27 protein-coding genes are annotated in these 24,080 nt (G+C 30.9%); all 27 read left to right on the top strand.

Annotated features, from left to right (window positions below; translation table 11 throughout):
* Positions 1-20: 20 nt before the first annotated feature.
* Complete coding sequence (locus B5X81_RS22210) at positions 21-215, top strand: hypothetical protein (RefSeq protein WP_079495016.1); 195 nt, start codon at positions 21-23, stop codon at positions 213-215.
* A 15-nt stretch (positions 216-230) separates the two neighbouring features.
* Complete coding sequence (locus B5X81_RS22205; protein WP_079495015.1) at positions 231-1,196, top strand: ParM/StbA family protein; 966 nt, start codon at positions 231-233, stop codon at positions 1,194-1,196.
* The gene (locus B5X81_RS22200) at positions 1,183-1,515 is read left to right on the top strand and encodes a hypothetical protein (RefSeq protein WP_079495013.1); all 333 of its coding nucleotides are present in this window, start codon (positions 1,183-1,185) and stop codon (positions 1,513-1,515) included. The genes B5X81_RS22205 and B5X81_RS22200 overlap by 14 nt, the downstream gene beginning before the upstream one ends.
* Positions 1,516-1,638: 123 nt before the next feature.
* Positions 1,639-2,655 carry a helix-turn-helix domain-containing protein gene (locus B5X81_RS22195; protein ID WP_079495012.1) on the top strand — a complete coding sequence of 339 codons (1,017 nt, stop codon included), beginning with the start codon at positions 1,639-1,641 and terminating at the stop codon, positions 2,653-2,655.
* A gap of 18 nt (positions 2,656-2,673) precedes the next feature.
* On the top strand, positions 2,674-2,901 hold the full coding sequence (locus B5X81_RS22190; RefSeq protein WP_079495010.1) for a hypothetical protein: 228 nt from the start codon (positions 2,674-2,676) through the stop codon (positions 2,899-2,901).
* A 157-nt stretch (positions 2,902-3,058) separates the two neighbouring features.
* Entirely contained in the window at positions 3,059-3,688 is a 630-nt protein-coding gene (locus tag B5X81_RS22185; protein ID WP_079495009.1) for a hypothetical protein, read from the top strand.
* Between the two features lie 110 nt (positions 3,689-3,798).
* Positions 3,799-4,074 (top strand): hypothetical protein, encoded by a 276-nt coding sequence (locus tag B5X81_RS22180; protein ID WP_079495007.1) that lies wholly within the window; start codon positions 3,799-3,801, stop codon positions 4,072-4,074.
* A gap of 49 nt (positions 4,075-4,123) precedes the next feature.
* The gene (locus B5X81_RS22175; RefSeq protein ID WP_079495006.1) at positions 4,124-4,714 is read left to right on the top strand and encodes a hypothetical protein; all 591 of its coding nucleotides are present in this window, start codon (positions 4,124-4,126) and stop codon (positions 4,712-4,714) included.
* Between the two features lie 271 nt (positions 4,715-4,985).
* A complete protein-coding gene (locus tag B5X81_RS22170) occupies positions 4,986-5,417 on the top strand; it encodes a hypothetical protein (protein WP_079495004.1) in 432 nt (143 codons plus the stop codon).
* 12 nt (positions 5,418-5,429) lie between these two features.
* Complete coding sequence (locus B5X81_RS22165) at positions 5,430-7,577, top strand: hypothetical protein (protein WP_079495003.1); 2,148 nt, start codon at positions 5,430-5,432, stop codon at positions 7,575-7,577.
* 8 nt (positions 7,578-7,585) lie between these two features.
* The gene (locus B5X81_RS22160) at positions 7,586-8,542 is read left to right on the top strand and encodes a hypothetical protein (protein ID WP_079495001.1); all 957 of its coding nucleotides are present in this window, start codon (positions 7,586-7,588) and stop codon (positions 8,540-8,542) included.
* A gap of 26 nt (positions 8,543-8,568) precedes the next feature.
* On the top strand, positions 8,569-10,278 hold the full coding sequence (locus B5X81_RS22155) for a P-loop NTPase family protein (protein WP_079495000.1): 1,710 nt from the start codon (positions 8,569-8,571) through the stop codon (positions 10,276-10,278).
* A gap of 16 nt (positions 10,279-10,294) precedes the next feature.
* Positions 10,295-11,110 (top strand): Flp pilus assembly protein CpaB, encoded by an 816-nt coding sequence (gene cpaB, locus B5X81_RS22150; protein WP_079494998.1) that lies wholly within the window; start codon positions 10,295-10,297, stop codon positions 11,108-11,110.
* A complete protein-coding gene (locus tag B5X81_RS22145) occupies positions 11,107-12,000 on the top strand; it encodes a P-loop NTPase (RefSeq protein ID WP_079494997.1) in 894 nt (297 codons plus the stop codon). Before cpaB ends, B5X81_RS22145 begins: the two co-directional genes overlap by 4 nt.
* Positions 11,993-13,564, top strand: a complete 1,572-nt coding sequence (locus B5X81_RS22140; protein WP_079494995.1) for an ATPase, T2SS/T4P/T4SS family — start codon at positions 11,993-11,995, stop codon at positions 13,562-13,564. Before B5X81_RS22145 ends, B5X81_RS22140 begins: the two co-directional genes overlap by 8 nt.
* A gap of 95 nt (positions 13,565-13,659) precedes the next feature.
* On the top strand, positions 13,660-13,830 hold the full coding sequence (locus tag B5X81_RS27635; protein ID WP_170917554.1) for a hypothetical protein: 171 nt from the start codon (positions 13,660-13,662) through the stop codon (positions 13,828-13,830).
* Complete coding sequence (locus B5X81_RS22135; protein WP_244282207.1) at positions 13,831-14,535, top strand: DUF2786 domain-containing protein; 705 nt, start codon at positions 13,831-13,833, stop codon at positions 14,533-14,535.
* A gap of 57 nt (positions 14,536-14,592) precedes the next feature.
* Positions 14,593-15,018, top strand: coding sequence for a hypothetical protein (locus B5X81_RS22130; protein ID WP_079494991.1), 426 nt, complete (start codon positions 14,593-14,595; stop codon positions 15,016-15,018).
* Between the two features lie 36 nt (positions 15,019-15,054).
* On the top strand, positions 15,055-15,312 hold the full coding sequence (locus B5X81_RS22125) for a hypothetical protein (RefSeq protein WP_208985121.1): 258 nt from the start codon (positions 15,055-15,057) through the stop codon (positions 15,310-15,312).
* 94 nt (positions 15,313-15,406) lie between these two features.
* Positions 15,407-16,357, top strand: coding sequence for a type II secretion system F family protein (locus B5X81_RS22120; protein WP_079494987.1), 951 nt, complete (start codon positions 15,407-15,409; stop codon positions 16,355-16,357).
* Positions 16,358-16,372: 15 nt separating this feature from the next.
* Entirely contained in the window at positions 16,373-17,308 is a 936-nt protein-coding gene (locus tag B5X81_RS22115) for a hypothetical protein (RefSeq protein WP_079494986.1), read from the top strand.
* 28 nt (positions 17,309-17,336) lie between these two features.
* Positions 17,337-17,477 carry a hypothetical protein gene (locus B5X81_RS27630; RefSeq protein ID WP_170917553.1) on the top strand — a complete coding sequence of 47 codons (141 nt, stop codon included), beginning with the start codon at positions 17,337-17,339 and terminating at the stop codon, positions 17,475-17,477.
* Positions 17,478-17,480: 3 nt separating this feature from the next.
* Entirely contained in the window at positions 17,481-17,870 is a 390-nt protein-coding gene (locus tag B5X81_RS22110) for a hypothetical protein (protein WP_079494984.1), read from the top strand.
* A 45-nt stretch (positions 17,871-17,915) separates the two neighbouring features.
* Positions 17,916-18,299 (top strand): hypothetical protein, encoded by a 384-nt coding sequence (locus B5X81_RS22105; protein ID WP_079494983.1) that lies wholly within the window; start codon positions 17,916-17,918, stop codon positions 18,297-18,299.
* Between the two features lie 11 nt (positions 18,300-18,310).
* The gene (locus B5X81_RS22100) at positions 18,311-18,805 is read left to right on the top strand and encodes a hypothetical protein (protein ID WP_079494981.1); all 495 of its coding nucleotides are present in this window, start codon (positions 18,311-18,313) and stop codon (positions 18,803-18,805) included.
* A gap of 157 nt (positions 18,806-18,962) precedes the next feature.
* Positions 18,963-20,003: a tyrosine-type recombinase/integrase gene (locus B5X81_RS22095; protein ID WP_170917552.1), complete on the top strand. Its 1,041-nt coding sequence runs from the start codon at positions 18,963-18,965 to the stop codon at positions 20,001-20,003.
* Positions 19,990-24,080: immunoglobulin-like domain-containing protein (locus tag B5X81_RS22090; protein ID WP_139380437.1), on the top strand; the 4,091-nt coding region annotated here is incomplete at its 3' end. The genes B5X81_RS22095 and B5X81_RS22090, both read left to right, overlap by 14 nt.

Genomic DNA, 24,080 nt, shown 5'->3' with positions numbered 1-24,080 from the left:
CGAATGGTTAAGGTGATTTTATGAATAACAGAAAATTAATGTTACGACAGATAGAAGCAACCTTAAAGAAGGAAAAGGCTTATCTAAAGGAGTTTAATAAGAAGCTTAGTGATCCTGGGATTAATGGAATGGAGAGAGAAAAGACTCTTATATTTAGAAAGGCATGTATTGATGCTATAAATAGACATGAAAAGTTTAAATTGCAGTACGTTTGAAAGGAGAAAAAAATTATGAAAGTAGTGAGTGTAGATCCAGGAAAGGACAGCACAAAGTATGCATATATAGGGGAAGATAGAAAGATAAAAACAGGCCGCTTTAAAACTAGAATGACTATTTTAGATGATTTAAATAACAATGACATAATTGGGGAAGACAGCTTTAAGGTTGATTATGATGGAAGCACCTTTGTTATTGGAAATCAAGGGAGTGTAGATGCAGCAGATGAGAGAAGTAAAAAGAACAGTATTCACAAGATCGCAACCTTAGTGGCTGTTACTCAAATGTTAGGTCCAGAGGAAAAAGAAGTAGTCCTTGTTAACAATATTCCTTCAACCAGTTATAAGTCGAAGCAGCTTAAACAGGAATACATGGATTTCTATAAAAGCCAGGATGAAATCGACATTACAGTCAATGATATACCCTACAATTTTAAAATAACTGATGTGCTTTTTCTTCCTGAAAGTATTGGATGTATTTTTCGTTACCCTCAGTTGTTTGAAGGTAAGAGCTGCATTATTGATATAGGCAAATATAATATAGGCCTTGTTGTTGTAGAAAATTGTTCAATTCAATATATGACCACCTTGGATTTTGGAGGTACTGAATTAGAGAACAGAACAATAGAAAATCTAGAATCAAAGTTTGATAAGGGAATAAGCAGATATAAGATAATTGATTATCTAAAGAATGGATACATAGAGTCCTGGGGAGAAAAAGTCAAAGGGTCTGAGGAAGTTATAAGCCAGTGCAAAATTGAATATTTAAATGACATAATCAAGGAATCAGCAAAAAAGAAGGTTTCATTTGAGACTATGGAAAGACTTAATTTTATTGGTGGAACTTCTTTATTAATAAAGGATAAAATAAATACTCATCCCAAGTTTTCAAAACTGAGCAATGTTTTAAATGATGCTAAAGAAGTAAGTGTCATAGGGAATCTATTATTTGGAGAGAGAAAATATAATGACAAAGCATAGGTCTAAAACCCAACTTATATCAATTAAAGATGAATTCGATGATGTATGGGAATTAATAGCCCTACTAAAAAAAGATAAGAAAAATATATCTGATTATATTTGCAGGGCTATTAGATTTTATAAAGAGAATAGCAGCAAGCCAGAAACTAATCTTACAGAAGCGAGAGTCAGATTAATAGTAAAAGAAGAAATGAAAATACTTCTTGATGGTATGGAGATTGTAAAAAAGGATGAAGAACTAAATATTGATAATATGCTTAATAATAAGAGTTTTGAAGCAGCATTTAGCAGCTTTGAGGAAAGTGATGATGATAATTAGTTATATAAAACTTATATAAGACTTATATAATAATTCACTGATAATTTTAAAAACTTATATAAAGTTTATATAAGACTTATATAAGTGTTAAGTCAAATAGATAAATATTAGGGAGGTGATAGTTTGAATAAACTTAGAGATAAAAGAAAAAAGAATTGGTTTTATATAGAGAATGCTGTTGTTGATAGGGAAGATTTATCATCAAATGAAAAACTGATATATATGGCTCTTGCTAGATATGCAAATGAAAGTGATGAAGCTTTTCCAAGCTACAGTACTTTGTCCAGAAAAACATCTTTAAGTAAGAGAACAATAATTAACGGAATAAAGAGCTTGATTGAAAAAAAATTAATTAAAAAGACAAAGAGATATAGTAATTCTTCTAAAGAAAATAATTCGAATTTATATACAATATTTTCTGCTCAGCTGCCTAGTGCATCTGGTGCACCACCCCCCAGTAAATCCGATGAACCACATGCTGAAACACAGCATATTCCAAGGGTTGTATTCCCTGGTGAAATGGGTGCACTACCTCCTAGTGCAACAGATGCACCACCTAGTGAAATGGGTGCACCCCCTAGTGTAATAGATGCACCACCTAGTGAAACAAGTGCACTACCCCCTGGTGCAACAAATGCACTACCTAGTGCACCAGCTGCACCCAAAAAAGACCTACATAAAAATACTAATATTATTAAAAATACTAACTTAAGAAATAAAAACTATACGCAAATTGAAAATTTACGTCTTAGGTATTCAGAAAATCAACTTAAAATTATTGATGAGTATTTTGATATTTTAAGATGGACCAGGAAGCATGGGAAGATAGCAGATAGTGTAATTATTAAAATTTATGAAAAGTGGAAGGAATTTAAAGTTGATTCAGTTATGTATGCTTTAAGTGTTTATATAAACAATCCTAAACATCATGATAAAAAAGAAAATTATTGCTATGGGATAATGAGAAATGCAACGTCAGAGCAGATTACAGATTGTAAATATATTGCACTAGGCAATGATAACAGTGTGAAGTATAGCTTTGTTCCCAAAGACAAGAAAAATGCTTTTAATGATTTTAAATCAAGGGCTGACAGATATTCAAATGAAGAGCTTGAAAAAATACTGGGATTAAGAAAATAAAAAGTTGGAGGCTTTAAAATGATTAAAGGTCAGATTACCTTAGAAGATGTTGTGAATTTTGACCTGAAGATTAGTCCCAAACCATATTGGATAAAAGTTTCTAAAAATAAAATATGGTGTCCATATTGCAATAGAATTAGGACTTTTAAAAACAACAGCTTTTACGGTGTTAGGAAATGTGAAGTATGTGGAATATCAATAAAAGATTATTATGTTAAAAAATTCAATAAATTAGAGTTAATTTGATGGATAGATCGATATTTAAGGAGGATTGAATATGCAAGTAATTCAATGCAATGTAAGAAGCTGTGGAAATAACAAAAATGGCTTTTGTTACTCCAAGGTGATTTATATAAGTGAAACTGGAAAGTGCAAAGAAAAAAATAAGGATTAAGGTGAGAATATGTTTAGTATATGCTCTAGATATATTGAATGCTCAAAACAAGAGTTTTGCATTCATCCCGATGAGGAAATGAAAAATGAATGCAGGTACAATCTAAAGCTTAAGGAAGGATTTAATTTTTATAGCAAAAGTAAAAATAAAGGCCTATTTCTAATTATAAATAGCAGAATGTTTTTCATAGGCAGAAGAAGCTCCTATGGAAGCTATACATATGACCTGAAGGATAATGAGAAGGAAGAAGTAATTCCTAAGCTAAAAGAAAAGGGTCTGCAAATTGAAAACAAAGTACGATATAATCTATGCAGAAATGATATTGCATCCGACAGTAATAGAGCCTGCTGTCTTGTTATCCTAACAGTTGATGATAGAAAATACAATATAAAAAACTTCAATACAAGATGCGTAACTCAGGATACTGCTACAATGATTAGAGATTATCTAAGAGAAAAAGGATTTTTAGCAGCAGTACAAAAAATCGGGTCTACGGCTGTAAATCATAAGATTAGAGCTAGTGAGAAAAGAGAAATTGAAGCTCTTAAAAAAGTCAATGCTAAGGAAAATAAATGCAATACTAATAAGCCAGATGTTTTAAAAGGTCAGATATCTATGTTTGATTTGTATGCTATTTAATTCAAATAAATAATTATTTTAACATGATATCATATGGAACAGTTGTTCTGTATAAAGTTTTAAAGAAAAAAGATTTTGTTGTAGAATAATTTTAAAAGGAGGCGGAATTTTTGACACAGGATGAATTGAAAAAATTTGTTGACGAAGGTGGAGTTGAAAAGATAGGTCATGCAGCTTATGCACTTTTGTCCCTTATAAGTCAAAAAGCTGAAGAGCAGGGATATCCCGAGATAATTGAGATTAGTGTAAGGGAAAGCATGTATAAGGCAAAAATAAGATCCTATCAGCGTTTATGTCAGGTTAGAGATAATTTGAAGGAAGAAGGCTGTATAAAATCCTATGAACCAAAGGGAGACACTGGCTTTTATTATTTGAACTATGACTAAAATACTAAAGCAACAGAAAGGGCAAAGACTGGTTAAAGGGGGTAAAAAAATGAAGGCATTAGCACAAGCTAAAACAGAAAATTGGAGCAACTGGATTGAGATTAAAGAATCTTACAAGGAAAGCAGTAAAAAAATCAATAAATTTATACAGAATAAAAATATTATACCGAATAAGAATATTCATGATGTAGTGGATTTAGAAATTGCAAGGGAAATGAAAAGAGATCTTACAAAAACTACAAAAAATCTTGAAAGAAAAGTTTTATATGAATTTAATGCATTTTCCCTAGAAGATATAAAAAACAGTAAACTCACAAAAAGAGAAGTGGAAATTTTAGAATACCGCGTTAAAAACCACTATACATTTGAGAAAATCAGCGTGATATTAAATACAAAACAGAGCAGTATATTTAAATCATATACAAGTGCAAAAGAAAAAATAGAGAGATATAGGAGAATGAATGTAAAAGAAAAGAAATTGAGTAAATTAAGTCCTCAGCAAAATAGAATTCATGAACTGTTAAAGAAAAATAAAACTAATAGAGAAATAGCCCATGAGATTAATACAACAATTGACAATGTGAAAAAGCAAAAGAAAAAAATAAAGGAAAAACTAGGGGGGACCAAAAAAGGTGAATAAATAACAGAGGGAAAAGTGTGTCCAAAATTAGAATTAAAAATTCAATAGTAAATATAAAAGTAAAATCTAAGGAAATCCTTAGTTTTTTATTTTGCTTAAATTTTCGTTTTTGAGAAATAGAACTAAAAATTGAGTGAGGCGTGCTATGATTTATTTTTATATGAAGAATAAGGAGTAGAGTCTAAATATATTAAAGGTTCTTACTGAAACCTTCATTATTTAGATGTTTAGTGGAGCCGGAAACAATAGTAATAGAAAGGGAGATGAATAATTGAAAAAAAATAAATTTGTTATACTGTTGCTTATATTATCTATAGTACTAACCATGAATTGCGTATCCTTTGCAGTAGATGAAGACGATGACGATGGTATAGAAGAATATGAACTTCCAGATCCAAGAATATACATACCAGATATAGAGACAGGGACACAAGGGGCAAGTGGGTTCGTAAAAGTAATTAATATCATTATAGGTATAGGAGGAACAATACTGCTTGGGTATATTGCATATACATCTATTTTTGATATCAAAGACCTTGTAAAGGGTTCAAAGTCAATTGATTCAATGAAGGGTAGAGGAATAGCCCTTTTAATATCGATTGTACTTGTTCTACTAGCAATTACTGGAACATGGGTGCCAATTATATACTTTATATGGGAAAAAGTTTTTATACCAATACTAAAAGCATTTGTAGAGTCATAATGAGGTGGTTTTTTGAAAAAACAGTATAAAATTTTATGTTTTGTAATAAGTATTCTTATTATATTTACCTCCATTGCACTAACAAATACTGCATTTGCTGAAGAAAACTCAAGTATTGAAAAAAAATCAGGTGCTGAGGAAGATTCAGGGGATGAAGAAAATGAAAACAAAGGACTTATAGAAGCAATAAAAAGAGCAATTGACAATATAATAGAGCTCTACGAATCCATACAGCTTTTGTTTGAAGAAGGTCTAGTTGGGATTATAAACAAAACAGTATCTCAGCATTTAAATGATGCACTATCATCGGTGGCTGGAGTATTTGGAAAGGTATATTTAGTTACACCAGGTATAGGGAGAATAAAGTTTGTAAAAAAAGCATGGTCAGTACTTGTTATAATGTCAATAGCACTTATAGGACTTTCCCTTATAACTACTGCATATAAGGTAGGAAAGGGAGATGGAGATAGTCAAAAGGGAAGAAAGGCAGCTAAGTCAGTTGGAATAGCGATAGCTTTTGTTCTAATTAGCCTATATCTTGTGGATTTAGGTATATGGGCACAAAACTGGTTCTGGACGACTGTTTTAAAGGAAAGCCTCCCAACAATTTTAAGTGACCACTATAAAAACCTTTATGAGATACCAGGAGATATGGTTCTTAAAATTGCCTTTGGGAATTATACTATGAGCCTAGACGATCTAATGACCTTAGAAATTACTGAGGTCTTTTTAAATCCTCAAAATGGAAGTGCCGGAGGTCTTTTGGGCCTAATATTTTCAATGACTCTATTATTTCTATCAGGAATAATAGGATACCTTAGATATATAGTATTATGCGGTCTAGGAATTGTATCTCCTGCATATTTAACTGGAGGAGCTTTAATGGGGGACGATAGACCTGCAGCAGGACTTTTAAACATATTAATTAGAACGATAACTCTACAAAGTATATTTGATGTAGGCTGGATCACAATGGTTATGTTATCAAGGCTTGAGGATGCAGCAGATATAATATATTCTATCGGAATAGCTCCTGTGGTTGCTAATATATTTATTCTTTTAATTGTATTAATCATAGCAATACTTTATTGGGTTATTCCTATGTGGAAGGCAGCAAAGAGTCCAGTTACCCTAGCAGGAGGAGAAGTAATTGAAAGATTTGGAGATATTACAAAAACACTTAGCAGTGCAAGTGGATCTGTTGCACGAAACATGGGATGGGTAAGAGCAGAAAGTGTAAGCGTGCAGGGGAAAGAAATGGGAAGTAAGCTTAAGGAATTGGGAAACAAAATAAAAACTGGAAATTTAAACGTACCATTTAATCCTATTTCAAAGGCACCAGAAAGAATGAATATAGATGATATAATATCATCTACAGTTTTAAGGGATAATGGCACTCAGACAACAAAAAGAAATCATGAGCTTTATGTAGGAGAAGTGCCTAGGGAAAATCTGAGTAGTTTAGTAGCTAGTATGAGTAAAAAACTTCCTAAAGAAGCCTTTTATTATGATAGTGAGGATAAAACAATTGAAATTAAAGATAAATACTATGATGCTGCTATTGACATTATAAGAAAACATAATTTTATAAAGGAAAATAAGGAACTTGAAAATATAAACAGTCAAATATGGAAGAGTATTGAGGTTCCACTAACAAGTGTTAAGGGATTAAAGGAGTATATTGAAAATAATAAAATAATCAATGAAGAAGATGTGATATTTGATAAAACAAAACCAAATAAAATATTTATCAATTCATCAAGATTTGACGAGATAGCAAAACAAATTAAAAACTTTGATTTTGTTGAAAACCTTGGACCTGATAACAAGAAGGAAGTTACAAGTATTAAAGAATGGAAGGAATTAGAGCTTCCTAATAAACAAGGTCTAAACCTTGTAGAAAAGCAACTTGAGGGAAAAGAAGGCATAAAGGACAATATGTATGAAATTGACACTAGAAATAATAAGTATAAGGTTTATATTGATCCAAAGCATGAAAATAAAGTTATGGGACAGATCAAGAAGGCCTTTGAAAGCGTGATTCCTTACTGGAGTAAGGGCAATAAATATGTTATTTATGAAAATGGACTGCCAACTATAAACCCATATCCTCCGGAGAATGGTTTATATCTTGGGAAATGGAAAAAGGGTAATAGGTAGGTGTATCTATGAAAGAGATAGAAACAACAACGATTACATCGGATGTTAGAAAGGATGTTCAGCTCTTTGGGGTAGTGGAACTAAAGCACTTTCTAACAATAATTCCTTCAATGATAATAGGTGTGTTAGTCTTTGGCTTTCTTCCAGGGCCAATTTTACCTCGATTTTTAATATTTCTGTTGTTTTTCGTTGGGGGAGTATACATAGCACTAACGGATATGGTGTATAAGCACAAAGTAAAAAAGAGAAGGAAAAAAATAATAGAAGACTTAGACGTAGAGAATATTAGCGAAATATCAGCTTATGACTCACCATTTATGGTATTTAAAGATAAAACAGTAGGAATATGTATTAGGGCCGAGGCTCCACCCTGGGAAAGCAGCAGTGATAATTCAAAGAAATTTGACCTTGTAATAACAAAAACCCTTTTAAGACAATGTTCTTTAAATAATTTTGAGTTAACTGTATTTGCAGAAAATAGAGAAGATAACTCAACCCTTGATACAAGATATAAGGAGCTTTTTAATAAAGGTGATCCTTTATACTTGCTTGGTGAAGCAAGGAACAAATGCCATGAAAAAATTAAAAAGGAGCATGGTAGAAAAACCTACTATACAGTTAGACTAAGGCAAATAGAGGCCAAAAGGAGCATAAAGGAGTCAATAAAGGATACAAGGGATATGGCTTATGGAGTTATTTCAGAGCTAAGTAAAATAGGCCTTATGGGATTTGTTATTAGTACAAATGAAATAGAAAAGAGCGTAAGAAAAAATCTTCTTCCAGAAGGAAGGATATATAAGCCGGTATTTATGGATCAATCCTTCTTTGAAAGAATAATAGGAGCTATAGATATTATAGGCAGATTTATTAAACTTAGAAAAAATAAAACTGAAGAAAAAAATGAATATACAAAGGATGAAATAGACCTTGAAGATATCAACCCAGAAGATATTCAAAACTTATAATACTTATAAGGAAAGGAGGATAGAAATTGTCCAATTTACATTTAGTTTTTGAAAAAAGTGATGAAGGTATAGTAAATTACCTGAGGGATAATTATAACGTAATTAAGTGGGATGTAAGCCTAATAGAAGCTATTAAAAGCATAAAAGAAGATGTATGCCCTGAAATTATGATAATTAGTGAATATGCAACAAAAAATCTTTTGACTGAGGTTCAGCAGTTAAGGGATATTATAACAGAGGGTACAAGGATAGTACTGCTCTTATCCGGTAGAAGATCTGAAGATAATGAATTGTTGAATAAGCTTGATAAAATTGATATAGATTATTATACAACAGATAGCTTTAAGGCTAAGGAAATTAATAAATGGATAAGCAGCGCAAAGGATAAGCTTCCAAGTTCTGTATGGATTGCTTCTGACACCCATGAGGAAGCGCTTGGGATTCGAAGTGAAGTACCAAAGCTCATACACAGAAGCTATAAAATTACAAAAGTAATAAAAAACCAAGAAAAGCTCTTTGAATTCCTTGAAAAGAAACATCCCGATCTTATTATCATTGGATACATACAGGGAGATTTAGAAATAAAAGATTTGATAGAAGAAATAAATAAGATTTGTGATAAAAAGACAAGGATAGTTCTTACATACGAAGACAAAGACAAGGAGAAAGAAAAGGAATTTAAAAAACTAGGAGCTGAGATACACTATATAGTTAAAAAGAAAAAAGAAAAGGAAGCAAATGAAAAGAAGGATTTTACAGAAAAAAATCATATAAAGCCTAAAGATGAAAAAAGCAGATTCAAACTAAATAAGATAAATATTTTAACTAGGACAAAAAAAGAAAAGGAAGAAAAGAAAGATAGCAATAAAGAGAAGTCAGAAAAAGTAATCTATACAGCTGCTCTTCCTATGGATTACAGAAAGATAATTGGTGTGTTTAGCCCTTATTCTGTAGGAAAGACAACTATATCTGCTTCCTTAGCATTAGCCACATCAAACAGCAATATAAAAACTTTACTTGTAGATTTAGATTTATATAAAAAGGATCTATACTATCACTTTGTAATAGAAGATGGTGTAGATTCTTTTAAATTCAAAAAATTAGTTATAGATGTAAATGAAAGTAGGGATATAGATTTAAATGACTATGTTATAAAAATAAATAGAAATCTAGATATTTTAACAGCACATAGAGACATTAACATTGATATAGACAAAGGGATAATTAGATCCTTAATAAGAAAATCAAAGGATTATAACATAGTGATATTTGATATCGGTGCAAATCTATCTATTGATTTGAAAAATTACATACTTGAGGAATGCGATGAAAAACTTCTAATAACCGATAAAAATTTGACATCACTAAATGGAATACCCTACAAGCTTAAAAATATAAACAGGGACAATCTTGCAGGTGTAAACCTTGTTATAAATAAGAATATAAAGCTAAGGGTCTTTGATGATAATGAAACCTTAGAATATTTTAAAAATATATCCTTTGGAAATACAGATAAGTTTGACATTAACTTTAGCAGCGTTTATAAAGTGAAATATGCTGCTAAAACTATACTTGAAGGTCTTCTAAAACGAAGAGCTGCCTTTGGGTGTGGAGATGAAGAGTTTGATAAGGATATTATGGATATTGCATTAAGTATATATCCAGTAAAAGAAATAAAAGAAAGTAAAGAAACAGGAATTACAGAGAAAATAAAAAATTTAATTAAGGCCCACTAATATGGAGGTGTAAATATTGAAAAAAATAAAAGGAAGCCTGGCACTTGTACTGATTGCTGTTATAACCTTTAGTGGAGCAGCATTTATTAGTTTTTATTTGATGCCAAAGTTCTATGAAAGCAAAAAAGAAACAATAATGATTCCTATGTTAATAAAGGAGAAGGATATAGGTGAGAAAATAGATGAAAAGAATATAAAAATGGTTGAGATAGGAAAATACAACTTGCCCAAAGATGTGGTAAAGACAATAGAGGAGATAAAAAATAAATATGTTTCTTCTTTAAGTATTAAAGCTGATAGATATGTATATAAAGATCAGCTTTCACAAGAAGAACCTAAGACAGCTTTGAAATACAAAATTAATGATGGTGGATTAGCAGTGCCTACTGACCTTGCTAAAGCAGTGGGAGGACTGATTAAAGCAGGGGATATCGTGGAAGCTCATATAGTTGAGAGAGATGAAAATTCTCAAAAAATGATAGCGACCTTACATGATGAGTTAAGGAAGCTAAAAGTTTTAAAGATACTTAATGCAAATGGTATCTCAACAGAAGCGGTAGATGAAAACTATAAGGGATATGAAAAACCGGATTTTGTAGTATTTGATACACTTACGGATATACAGAAAAAACTTCTTATAGAAGGAGCATATAACGGGGAGATTCATTTAAGTTTACTTAATCCTGATAATTTAGAAAATTATAAGCAAAAAGCTGACATGGAGAAAGCTCCAGAAGTCAAAAAAGATGAAGAAAAAATAGAAAAGGAAAAAGAAAGTAGCAACAATCCTCAGACAGACACGAAGGAAGAAGGAGGATTTGAGATACAATGAGCATAAAAAATATTAATTACAAGGTAAATATGATATGGGGACCTAAAGGAGATGTTGGGAAATCTACTATAGCTTCATACATTGCCACAAGATTTGCAAAAGAAGGGTATATAGTAGGATTAATAGAGCTAGATAGATACATTTCAAGTATTCCATACATTTTAGGAATTGAGGATATGAATGGGAGAAGCCTAAGCAAGGCTATCACAAGTGAAAGCGAAAAAGACATTCTTAGAAATTTTGTGCTGCATCCTGAGTACGATCTATATATAATGTCTTTAAACATAAATGAAGATAAGAAAATAACAAGTCTTCTAAGATACCCTGAAAAGAGAATAGAAGAAATAATAAAGATAGCTAGATCTAAGTTTGATCTAGTTTTTATTGATTGTCCTTCAAACTATATAGAACAAGGATTTATAGTGCCACTAAAACTAGACGTGGACAGGATGATATGTGTAATTGATAATGACATAGCAAAAGTAGCAGGAATGAAGCTATATGATAGATTCTTTTATGAAACTGAGGTGAATTTCGGCGATGTAATAACTGTTATAAATAAAGATAAAGGAATCTTAATAGAAAATATGATAAAGAAAGTTGTAAGTGAAGATTTAAAGGTATTAAGATCAAGGGAAATATTTAAAATACCACTTAACGAAAGGTTCATAAAGGCTAAAAATGAAGGGGTAAATCTAGCGGATGTAGTTCCAGTAAGCAAGCTTGAAAGAAATATATCTAAATCTATAAATGATATATATAATCATATATTGGATTTTGAAGAAAAAACAACTACTCAGGATAACTTTTTAGAGAAAAAAGATAAAAAGGGATTATTTAAGAAAATTTTTTCTAGGAATAAAAGATTGGGAGGCGAGATAAATGACTAAAAAGGGCTTTGAAAATGAAGTGGCAGCAGATATACAAAGTTTTATCTATGAAAGAAAAAGCAATGTAGATCAGGACAAAACAGTTAAGGGAAAAAAAAAGCATGGTACAAAAACAAAGGAAGAAGCTGTAAATGAGGTAAGGGAATATCTTAAATCAAAGTATCTAGAAGAATTTCAAAATATAACAAATAATAAGGAAGCATATTTAAAAATTGAAAAGGCTATAGAAACCTATGTAAATGATAATGGACTTAGGATAGAGGGAATAGAAAATACTCCAAAAGTAATTGCAACTGAAATCAAGCAAGATCTTTTAAATCTTGGGGTATTAACTGATCTTTTATTTCCAAATGAAAATAAAGACGATATAAGGGATGAATATGTAAAAGAGCTGCTAAAGGTAGGTTCACTTGAAGAAGTTCAAGTGGATGATTGGAATGATATAAGGCTCATTATTGGAGGTAAAAGATATAGAACAAATTTAAGCTTTAATAATGCTAATCAAGCTCAAAGAATAGCTGAGAGGATAGTTAGAAATGGCCATTCTACAGGACTACTAAGTAAAGATAATCCCGTTGTGAAATGTAGAATCGGAAATAATATAAGGGCTACTATTGTTAGAGATCCAATAGCAAGAAGGCCAAATGATATGATGAATCCAGTAACACAAATGGCGATCAGAAAACAGGTACATCATGTAATTAAAAAAGAGCAGCTTTTGCAATGGAAAACCATAGATGAATATGGAGATTCATTACTGGAGCTATTAATAAAGTATGGGGCGAGGATAGGTTTTTATGGAGGTACGAACACTGGAAAAACCGGAACAATGGGATCGTATATTCATAGAATACCGAAAAACAAAAGATGGATTGTTCTAGCAGAAACAGATGAGATGAATGCTAGACTTCTCGATGAAAATGGAAAAGCCAAAAACAGCATAATAGTGTGGGAGATAAAACCTGGAGTATTAGGTTTTAGGGATGCTATAATAACAGCTCTTACCTTTTCTCCAGAGGGAATTGTGGTTCAAGAAATAAAGGGTGAGGAAGCTGTAGAACTTATAACTGCAGCTATAACTGGACATCCAATAGTTACTACACTCCATGCTCTCAATATTAATGTATTTGGGAAAAGAATTCTTACAATGTATAAACAATCTGGAAGCGACCTTGATGATGATCTTATTCTCGATCTTACTGCAGATGCATTCGATATTGCTGTAAATATGGCAATGTTAGACGATGGAAGCAGAAAGATTGTAAATATTTCTGAAATCAATGGATATGACAGAACTAAAAAAGCATTTGATACTACAACTTTAGTCGAATATGAAATAGAGGATACTTATGAAGTACCAGCGGTAGATCCCCTTGGAAATCCTGTTATAGATCCAAATACCAAACAGGCAATGGAAGTAGTGATTAAAGGTAGGCATGTAATTAAAAACCCTATAAGTGAAAAACTGGTACAGCAACTCATGATGCATGGAGCATTAAAGGCAGATTTAGAAAAATTCACTGATGTAGAGTTTCTTAAAAAGAATCCTACAGATAGAGAGTAGCGATATTCTCAATTAAAATAAGACTTAAAAACTGGAGAGATAATAAATGAGCGAACTTGATAAAGAATTACAATTTAGGTTTAAGAGGTGTAAACTTGGAGTTTATTGAAGATGTTAAAGAGCAAAGTAAAAACAAATATGATCCTAATAAATTATCTAGAGAATTATTAGAAGCTTATATAGATATTGAAGTATGTAAAGAAGAAAGCAATAAGAAAATGTGCCAAATAGTTAATAAAACTTCTGACGAGGACAATGAAAGGTAGGTGAATAACTTGAATATTAATGTAATAGAAAAGATTAAAAAATTATTAGCATTAAGCGAGAGTTGTAATGAGAATGAAGCAAAATTAGCAATGTTAAAAGCTCAAGAGTTACTAATTAAGAATAAACTATCAATGCAAGAAGTTAAAGATTTTAAAATACATAATAGCATTATAAAGGAAAAAAAGAGTAAAATAACATTTACAAAAGCTAAATGGAAAGCTCATTTAGCAGGACTTGTTGGAGAGAATTTTGGTTGTTATTACTTCTTCAAAACCAGATATACTAATACAATTGTATTTTTGGGAAGAGAAGAAGATGTTGAAGTATGCAATATAGTTTTAGAATATGCTATTGATTGCATAGATAGTTCTATAAAGAAATTGCAATATAAATATAGGAAAGAGGGTTTAAGTGTAAAAGGATTAGCCAATGACTATGCAGTAGGGTTTATAGCAGGTTTAAGTGAACAATTTGAAGAACAGAAAAGAAAAAATCAAGAATGGGGTCTTGTTTTAGTAAAAGACAAAGAAATAGTTAAAGCATATGAAGAAAAAGAATTTAAAGGTTCAATAGATACAACTATTAATTTCAAGGGATATGATGAGGCATACTGTAAAGGGCATAAAGATGGGCAAAATTTTAGTATCGCAGATAAAATTGCCGATGGTACAAAAGATGTGCTCATGACGTTACAAAGTGGTTGAAAGAGTAGGAGAGACTATGCAAAGTTTACATTTTGTATGAAAGGAAAATGATCATAAATGAAAGAAATAAATGAAAGAAAAAAACATGTAATAATTTTTATTGGAGGTATAATTATAACTTTTCTTTTGCTTCCTAGTTTACTACCTAATTTCTTAAATGTGTTCAATGACACTATTAAAGAAAACAATCAAAATAACCCTTATTATTATACAAAAGGTATTGTTAAAGAAAAGTATATTAAAGATGGATTATTTGGCTTTGAAACCCAATACATAAAAATACAAATAGATGATTGGACTGATAAAGTTGCTAGTGTCGAAGTAGAGTATTATTTATTAGCTGAAGAAGATAATCAGCTATATGTAATACTGGACAGCAAAAAGGAAAAAATTGTAGAATTAAAATTTAGCGACAAAGAGCTTAATAAATATATAAAATCAGAAAAAAAGATTGGGAGACACGTAAAGCTGTTAGAAGAATAATACATTGTTCAATAAGAAGTATAGTTAGTTAAGTTAATGGAGAAAGGAGAATATAAAATGATTAATAATGATATTAGAAACGATCCAGATTACGACCAAGATTATTATAGAGAAGAATATGAAGATATGATGGATGAGAAGTTCAAAAAAATAAATAAAGAGAAAGGAGAGCAATGTGGACTCGATTTTAAAGAAAACAATTTACAATGCAAAAAATGTAAAAATTTTGAGTACTGCAAAGAATGGAATGACTATTGTAATTTATTAGTAAGTGAACAAAATCCATTTATATAATCAGTAAAGTAAGAGTATTCCTGCTTACATACTAAGATATTGATGAAAATGTTCTAAAAAAATATTAAGGATTAAATTATTGGAGGGAGTTGAGATGAAGGTTAAAATTATAAATACTATATTAATTTTTTTAGGTTGTATTAGCTTGACGATTCCTTTAATGGATATGGAGGCTATTTTTATGATAAAAAAACCTAAGAAAAGGATTGATGATGGGCGAAAAGCTAGAAGGAAGGCAAGAAGAGAAGAAATTGTAAAAACAAAAGATAGTTTTTACAAGAGATTTAAAAAGGCAGGAAAGAAAATAACAGATGAACTTGGATTCATAAGCTATAAAACTTTTATAATGTTTACAATTGTCGGAGGTTTTATAGGGTTTATATCAGGACAAATTTTTAAAAATCCTGTAGCATCAATAATATTAGCACTTGCTGGAGCTATTTTGCCATATTTAATTTTAAATTTAATTCTTAGAAAAAGAAATATTGAGAAGGAAGAAAAGCTTCAGATTGTTTTAGGAGATATTCAGGCAGAACTTATAGAGGTAAAAGACTTTATAAAAGCTATAAAGAATAAGCTTCCTGCAATTGAAGGAGTATCCAAGGTTTTATATAAGCATTTTAAATGGTTTGTAGATATGATAGAACTTCTTACTCCAGATAATAATGAAGAATATATGAGAGAACTAGCTGAAAGAATAGATACTCACTTTTTTTCAGAGTATATGAAACTGGCAATTCAGTATACGAAAGGAGATTCATCTCTAATCTATACTATGGAGTCAATACCTGCAGAATATGCACAGCATTTATCAAGAAATCAGAAATATAAAAAGATAATAGAGAAACACAATAAAAGCTTTATAACTACTGTATTGGCGCTGCCATTCGCAATAGTGTTTTTAAAGCTTATGAGTAGAGAATACTACATGATCCTTGTAAATCATTTTGTTGGGAAAATAACTTTAGCAGTGGTTCTATTAGCTTATCTAATAGGAGCTATAATTTTTATGAAATACAATAAAGATATAAAGTATCAAGGTTAAAGGAGGTGAAATTGATTGGCATACTTGTTATTCCTTTACACTGTATATTCTATACTTCTTTTTCAGTTTTTTAAAAACATATACAAAATAGCATTAATGCCAAATAAAAAAAGCAAGCGAAGAATTCAAGCTATAACTGAAATTGGGAAAGAAAAGAAGGATATTTTAGATTTTGTTGGTGAAAAAACGAAAACATTTACAAACTACATTGAGGAAATTTTAAAAAGGAAAGGTTTTATAAGTGAATTTGAAAAAGAAAAACTAGAACACAAACTAAGAAGAGTAGGAATGGATGAATCAGCAGAGAGATTTAAAGCTAGACAGATAACATATCCTTTACTGTCTTTAGGAATGGGAGGACTCTTGTCCACTATTATTCCTTCTGTAGTAGGAATAGGCATGCTTAGATATATATTTATAGGCATGTCAGTTTTTATGGCATTTTTTAGTATATATATACCAAAGGATCAGCTAGATAAAAAAATTCAAACACATAATATAAAGGTTCTTAGTGAAATGCCTAGATTTATAAGAACTTTTAGATATTCTCCGGAAGACAAGGACATTCTTGAAATTATAAAGGAGTACCTAGAATCCGGAGAAAGTTATCTTCAGTATGATTTAATGCAGGTTATTGCAGATATAACCGCAGGAGTTTCCGTAGACGATGCTTTAGATAGTTTTTCAAAGAATATTGATATGCCTATAATAAAAGATTTTATAGTTGTTTTCAAATCATCTATTAAGAACAAAAAAGAAAATGAAACCAATCTGAAAATAAGGGAAAACAAAATTATTGAAGAATATGAAAGTTTTATTGAGGAAGAACTAGAAAGCAGACCAGTAATACTTGAGGCTGTAATAGGAACGCTTGTCAATGCACTTCTTTTATTGTTCATAACTCCAATGGGAGTTTATGCAGTAAAAGAGATGTTTTTAATGATTAGATAAAAAAATATTTTTTAAGGAGGAATTTTAAATGGAAAAAGGCACACTTAAGATATTGGGAATTTTTGCAGGAGCAGCTGTTGTAGTAACATTAACAGCGGTAATAATGACAAAGGGACCTGACTGGATTATTGATACAATAGATTGGGTAAAAGCAGAGCTTGGAATGTAATAAATGAAATCCATTTTTAACAGAATATTTTCTATCGCTGCAGGTGCGATAATATTTTTTATTATACTAAATGCATATATAATAACTAAGGATAAAGCTGATCTTAGAAAAATAGGAAATGCTGTAAAATATCATGCGGAAAAGAGTGGTGGGTTTACTTCACAAACGGAGGACCTTTTTTTTGAGACATTAAGAGAGAAGGGATTAAAAGATAAGTTAAAAGAAATTATAGTTAGACCAGGACCAGGAGCAAATGTTAAGGTTCAAAAAAGAGAAATGTTTGAGTTTGAGATTATCTATAAAGGAGAGGTTCTCATACCTTTCGCAGACAATATAGAATATGAGTCCAGTATTCCCTTTAGGGGATATTCTCATAAATACCATAAGCCATAATGGATTATCCATTATGGCTTAGTAATTATTAAATGGAGGGGTTAAATGGAACAATACTTCAATGATGCAAGGGAGATTGTAGTTTTCTTTATGAAACTGTTTTTAATTGCTTTATTTGGAATAATGATACTTAACTATGTGAGCCTTACTATAGTAGTAGAAAAAACAATAAATCAAGCAGAAAAAGATGGATATATAGATTATGATGTGTTTTTAGATAATGTTCAAAACTCAAGTATTAATATGAGTGATGTTGTTGTAGAGAAAGTAGAGCCTGATTTTGGAGAGTATGTAAATAAACTAGGAGATTCATTAAAACTTCATGTATCTGGATCATATGAGGTTCGATTATTTGGTAAAAAGAAGATTTTTAAATATAGCATAAAAAAAATTGGAATAAATCAGGGTTACTATGGAGCTGGGTACTAGGAGGTGACACTTTGGATCATCCAATTTTCCAAAAAATAAAAGTAATAATTCTAATATTGGTTATATTACCTGTATTTGCTGAGGCATTTAGATTTATAAAGTTTCAAACTATGTTTCAAGAGGATATATATGACTGTGCAATTAATGCTATAGAATTATCGATGGATGATGAGTACAGAAAAAGCAATATAAGCTTAATCGATGAGACTCTTTGCATTAATATATTTTATGAAATTTTAAAAGATAAATATAAGCTTGGAAACAGTCTTGCTCCTTTAGGATCATCTTTTATAAAAGGGCAGATATATATAAATTCGATATTAGTTGAGGAAGGAAAATATTATTTAGACTCAAATGGTAGAGCTGTTACGGATGAATTTCCATCTATGTATGTCAAAGGGCATTTTTACATAAGGCCCTTTATAATGGCACCAATTGAGAAAATAGAAGTGCCATTTGAAGTTGAGGCAGTAAATAAACGGATATTAAAGGGGGATGAATCATGAAACTAAGTTGTTTCAGTACTTGTAAAATGTTGAAATGTTTTTTAGAAAACATCTTTTTTTACACTCTTTATAGTGGTTGTACTTAAATACACATCTAATTTAAAAGAAGGTACTATAAATACCAGGTGTATAGATAGACATTAGTGGAGGCATGGATATGAAAAGAAATTTAAAGCCGTGGGATGAATCGAAAAATAATTTCAAAAAATATTTAGAAAGTTATATGTACCATATATCTTTAGAAAAGAAACTTACAAACGGGACGATCGATATCTATAAAAAAGAGCTAGAAAGGTTTTTTCAGTTTATAGAACAAAAATATAAAAATAAAAATATTAAAGAAATATCAGAAGATGAAAGTATTGTAAAAGATTATATTTATACTTTAGTTAAAAAAGGAAATGCTGAAAAAACTATTAATAGAAAAATAAGCACTTTAAGGATGTTCTTCAGTTATTTAATGGTATCAAAAGAATTTAGTGATATTAAAACTAGTCCTATGATAAATATTAAGAACCAAAAAGAAGAACAAAAACTTCCTGTTTATTTAACCTTGCAGGAATGCGAAAAATTCTTGTATGGAATTAAGTTCTTCAGCACCTATGCAACTAGGGATTATGCTCTGTTTCAGGTTTTTCTTAGCACCGGAGCAAGAATTTCTGAAATATGTAATTTAGAATTGAACCAGATAAATATAAAAAATGGAATAGTTAAATTGTATGGTAAAGGAAGAAAAGAAAGACAGGTAATTTTAACAGATAGCTCCATGGAAGCTTTAAAAGCTTATTTGTATAGTGGGGACAATAAAGATTTATCTAAAAAAGGTAGAGTTCCTAAAATAGATACAGAAGTAGTATTCCTCAATAAATACGGTATGCCTTTTACAACAAAAGGTATATATATGTTATTCAAAAGTCTAGCAAAGAGAATTGGTATATACAAAACGGGGCTTAGCCCTCATAAGCTTAGGCACAGTTTTGCTACTTTGTTAAAAAGTAGTGGAGCAGATATTCTAGAAATAAAGAAATTATTAGGACATTCATCATTGAGCTCAACTCAGATATACATGCACATAATGGATGATGATGTTCTAAGCAAAGTAAAGAGCATACATCCACTTAATAAAAAAGGAATAGATGATGATTTGATAAATAGGATAAATCGAAGGAAAAGGGGGTATTTTTATGAGGCTAGGTAGTTTGATGAGAATTAGAGAAAATATTAATTTTGGTAGGGTTTTAGTTTTGTTATTATGCTTTATAGTTGTTGGCCAAGTTTACTTTGTTACCTATAGCTATGCTGAACCACAAACAAAAACAATGACTGTAAATTTCTCTGAAAGTTCAGCACGAAGCAGAAGCAAAACAGTTACTATACCAAACCTACAGAATGTTGTAGGGGTAAAGGTTGATACAGGAAATGTAAATTTTTCAGTGAGTGGTGAGAATATAACAGTTAATACCAGTGGAGGTTCTTACAGCAGTAGAAGTTATAGCTCACGAAAATATTCAAAAACAGTTTCAGATAGTAGAACAAGTAGTAGCAGTAGTTTTCCTAGTACTATTTCATATGATAGTGGTGGATACAGTGGAACGCTTTCTAAATCTGGTTCAGCAAATAGTAGAGTTGTTAGTGGGAGTCCAGCTGATAGTAAAACTGTAACAGATTCCATTTCTGTAACTAGTAAAACTTATGATGAATGGTCAGCTTCCAGGTCCAGGTGGGTTTTTGTTGAATATTGGCGATCGAATGATCCAAAGACTATAACATATAAAGATGGAACATATTCAGGAACTTTACAACGAAGTGTTACTACTAATCAACAATATAAAACATATACTTATCCGTCTGATCCTTATGATGGACAAATATTCATAAGAAAGACTGGCTCATGGACACGGCATTACTCAGGAAAAGTAACAAAACCAGATACAAGAGTGTATGAATACACTCAAAACTATAACGGTAGAGTGTATAAAGGTGGATATAACTACTATTATAAATACACAGTTACAATCGAGTATTTAGACAACCAAGTACCAAACGTATCCATATCACAACCAACCGAAAATGAATATTTTGGTAAGAAAGAAGGTCACAACAATATTCTTTTAGAAGGAAAAGTTAATGATGATGATATTGGAGATGAAATTACAGTAAAATATACACTTCATCATATAGATTCAGCCACAAATTTGGCAGGACATACTGATGTAGAAATATTTAATGTATCGACGTCTGACGGCACAGATAAATCCTTTAATCATAGCATTACAATAGATGAAACTATGCCAAGTGGAAAATATGAACTAAGAATAATAGCTCAAGATGATAAAGGAGGAAAGGGCAAAAAAGTAGTACCCTTAAATATTGACAACACACCACCACAAACCAATCTTCCAACAGTAAATGCAGTAAGTGATACTGAAATTGAAATAATTCCTAATGCCATCGATACTAGTGGATTACATACAACGGAAACATATATCTATAACAGAGATAATACTGACTTGACAGAATATGTATCAGAAAGTTTATACAAAGATACAGAACTTACAGCAAATACACAATACACCTATAAATATAAAGCTAAGGATATTCTGGATAATGAAAGTGACTATTCAGACCCGGTATCTAAATATACACTGGCCCTTGATCCAACAGATGTAGATGTAATAGCTAAAACCAGTGATTCAATAACATTCGATATAACAAATACACACCAGGGAAATATACCGGAAACAAGATTAGAAGTAAAAGAAAAAAGAGCAGGAATTGATGGAGAAGTAAAGAGTGTTAGTGAGTGGTCCACTGAAACAGTAAGGGAAATTAACGGACTTTCAGAAAATACTGAGTATGAACTCTGGATTCAAACTAGAAATGGTGATCAGATAGCCAATGATAAATATTGTGCTGTAGAGAGTATTAGGACAAATATAGCACCAAGCTTAAGTATAGAAAGAGTAGATAGTAAAATTTACTCTGAAATAAATGGACACAATATGATACTTGTTACAGGGAACTTTAAGGACGAAGATCCAGGAGACAAGTTGTCTCTATGGCTGGAAATAGGAAACTCAGATATACCTTTAGATATAACTGAGACATTTAATAATATAGAAGCTGGTCAAGACAATCATTTTGATATTGAAATATATTTCCTTAGTGATGCTGATTATGAAGCAGTTGATACAGCTGATACATCAGGTTTTTCAGCCACAACAAATGGAGCTGTTACAATCGGTGAACAGAATACTAGCTGCAAAGTATTCAAGGAAGATGCTCCAGCAGGAAATCAGCGCTTTAGAGTATATCTTAAAAATGTTCCAGAAGGAACAAGTGAAGATCATACATTGAAAGTATTTGGAAAAGACGATAAAGGAGGAGTAACAAATAAACTTGGTATATTTAAAGGTGATGAGGCTGGATTTACAATAGATAAAACAGCACCTATTTTTACAAATATAACTTCTCCTAATGATGATGGCTTATATAAGGAAGGGGATACAATTGAAATCAATGTAACACTTTCTGAAAATTCCTTAGTAAATACAATAGAAGGAAAACCTACTTTAACCTTAGATTCTGAAGGAACAGCAGTCTATACGGGAGCCGAGGGAGAAAATACTTCCCTTTTATTTACTTATGTAGTAGGGCCAGATGAAGATTCCAATGATCTATCTGTTACAGGAATAAATTTAAGGGGTGGAACAATAACAGACAAATACGGAAATCCCATAGACATAATCTGGGATAATTTATTACCCGGTGAAAATACAAATTTAAATGATAACAGTGAAATAGTAATAGATACAACACCGGCGGTAATAGAAAAAGTGACATCCAGCAAAGATGATGGAGTATATAAAGAAGGAGAAGAAATACAAATAGAAATACAATTTTCTGAAGTGGTAAATATCATAGGCAGTTCTACATTGAATTTAAATAGTGGAGGATCAGCCCATTACAGCAGTGGAAGCGGTACAGATACATTGTATTTCGATTACACAGTAGGGAAAGAAGATAATAGTGATGATTTAAATTATGCTTCTATGGATTCATTAGTTTTACATGAAGATACATCAATTAAAGATAAAGCTGGCAACAATGCAATTATTACATTGCCAGATTTAGATAATGAAAACAGCCTAGGAAGCTTAAAAGATATTATAATTGACAATATACCACCTATTGTAAATAATATTGATTACAGCATAGACACCAAAAAAGTTACCTTTGATTTAACAGACACAGGGGCAGGGCTAAAAGAGCTTAAATACTTCTTCAGTGATATTGAAAAACTAGAAATGGATTTTGACACATATTATGATAATGTTGAAGGATCAAAAGAAACAATAGATTTAAGCCACGAAGGAGCTAATGTAGTTAAAGAGACAATTATCAACGCCAAAGATAAAAGATATATTCACTTTAAAGTTAAAGATAAACTTGACAATGAGGCTATATCATTTAAAGGATTAAATCAGCCTCCTAAATTAATAATTTCAACTGTAGAAGAAATAATAAATCTTGACTATAATAGTGAATTTATCCTAACTGGAAGTGTTACAGATGAAGATAAAGATATAGTTACGATTACAGCAGTTATAGGAGAAATTGAAAAAACAATGGATATAGATACTTCAGCAGATTCAAATTGGTCATTGACCTGGAAGGGCTCAGAATTAAAATCAGGATTATTTGAAGGAATAACTATTAACGCAGATGATGGGAAAGGCGGATATGACACTGAAAAATGGAATGGAAGTATTGCTATTAACCCTTATATAAGATTAAATGGAAATAATTTAGTAGAAATAGAAAGAGAAAATAGATTCATAGATCCAGGAACAAGTTCAAATTATTTGGTAAAAGTTACAGGAACAGTTGATACTTCAAAGCTTGGAAAATATGTATTAACCTATGAAGCAGAAAATCCTGTTGGTACAGTGGCTAGGGCAAATAGAACAATAGTAGTTATAAAGAACTTAAAGGATAGAATAAGAGATAAAATTGATGATATAAATAAAGAATTGGATGATTTAGAAAATACCAAAGAAAGTAATCTGCCAAGGGATATTGAAGACTTAAATAAATCAATAGATGAATTAGAAGATCAAATAAATGAGCTTCCTGAAGGAAAGGAAAAGGATGATTTTATAGATGAGCTTGAAAAAATAAAGGAAAGAAGGGATAAACTTCAGGAGAAAGTAAATAACAAGGATTATTTTGAAGATAAAATAGATAAAATATACATTGATTTTGAAAGGGATCC

The organism is Maledivibacter halophilus (assembly GCF_900167445.1).
GTDB classification, from domain to species: Bacteria; Bacillota; Clostridia; order Peptostreptococcales; family Caminicellaceae; genus Maledivibacter; species Maledivibacter halophilus.
Note: the sequence above shows the minus strand (reverse complement) of the source record. Positions and strands in the feature narration are given on the sequence as shown.

Excerpts from the sequence above, each read along its gene's own strand:
- B5X81_RS22095 (WP_170917552.1), top strand. The coding sequence starts at position 18,963 with ATGAAAAGAAATTTAAAGCCGTGGGATGAATCGAAAAATAATTTCAAA.
- B5X81_RS22160 (WP_079495001.1), top strand. The coding sequence starts at position 7,586 with ATGAAAGAGATAGAAACAACAACGATTACATCGGATGTTAGAAAGGAT.
- B5X81_RS22105 (WP_079494983.1), top strand. The coding sequence starts at position 17,916 with ATGGAACAATACTTCAATGATGCAAGGGAGATTGTAGTTTTCTTTATG.
- B5X81_RS22185 (WP_079495009.1), top strand. The coding sequence starts at position 3,059 with ATGTTTAGTATATGCTCTAGATATATTGAATGCTCAAAACAAGAGTTT.
- B5X81_RS22140 (WP_079494995.1), top strand. The coding sequence starts at position 11,993 with ATGACTAAAAAGGGCTTTGAAAATGAAGTGGCAGCAGATATACAAAGT.
- B5X81_RS27630 (WP_170917553.1), top strand. The coding sequence starts at position 17,337 with ATGGAAAAAGGCACACTTAAGATATTGGGAATTTTTGCAGGAGCAGCT.
- B5X81_RS22120 (WP_079494987.1), top strand. The coding sequence starts at position 15,407 with ATGAAGGTTAAAATTATAAATACTATATTAATTTTTTTAGGTTGTATT.
- B5X81_RS22175 (WP_079495006.1), top strand. The coding sequence starts at position 4,124 with ATGAAGGCATTAGCACAAGCTAAAACAGAAAATTGGAGCAACTGGATT.
- B5X81_RS22110 (WP_079494984.1), top strand. The coding sequence starts at position 17,481 with ATGAAATCCATTTTTAACAGAATATTTTCTATCGCTGCAGGTGCGATA.
- B5X81_RS22205 (WP_079495015.1), top strand. The coding sequence starts at position 231 with ATGAAAGTAGTGAGTGTAGATCCAGGAAAGGACAGCACAAAGTATGCA.
- B5X81_RS22130 (WP_079494991.1), top strand. The coding sequence starts at position 14,593 with ATGAAAGAAATAAATGAAAGAAAAAAACATGTAATAATTTTTATTGGA.
- B5X81_RS22210 (WP_079495016.1), top strand. The coding sequence starts at position 21 with ATGAATAACAGAAAATTAATGTTACGACAGATAGAAGCAACCTTAAAG.
- B5X81_RS22125 (WP_208985121.1), top strand. The coding sequence starts at position 15,055 with ATGGAGAAAGGAGAATATAAAATGATTAATAATGATATTAGAAACGAT.
- B5X81_RS22145 (WP_079494997.1), top strand. The coding sequence starts at position 11,107 with ATGAGCATAAAAAATATTAATTACAAGGTAAATATGATATGGGGACCT.
- B5X81_RS22200 (WP_079495013.1), top strand. The coding sequence starts at position 1,183 with ATGACAAAGCATAGGTCTAAAACCCAACTTATATCAATTAAAGATGAA.
- B5X81_RS22190 (WP_079495010.1), top strand. The coding sequence starts at position 2,674 with ATGATTAAAGGTCAGATTACCTTAGAAGATGTTGTGAATTTTGACCTG.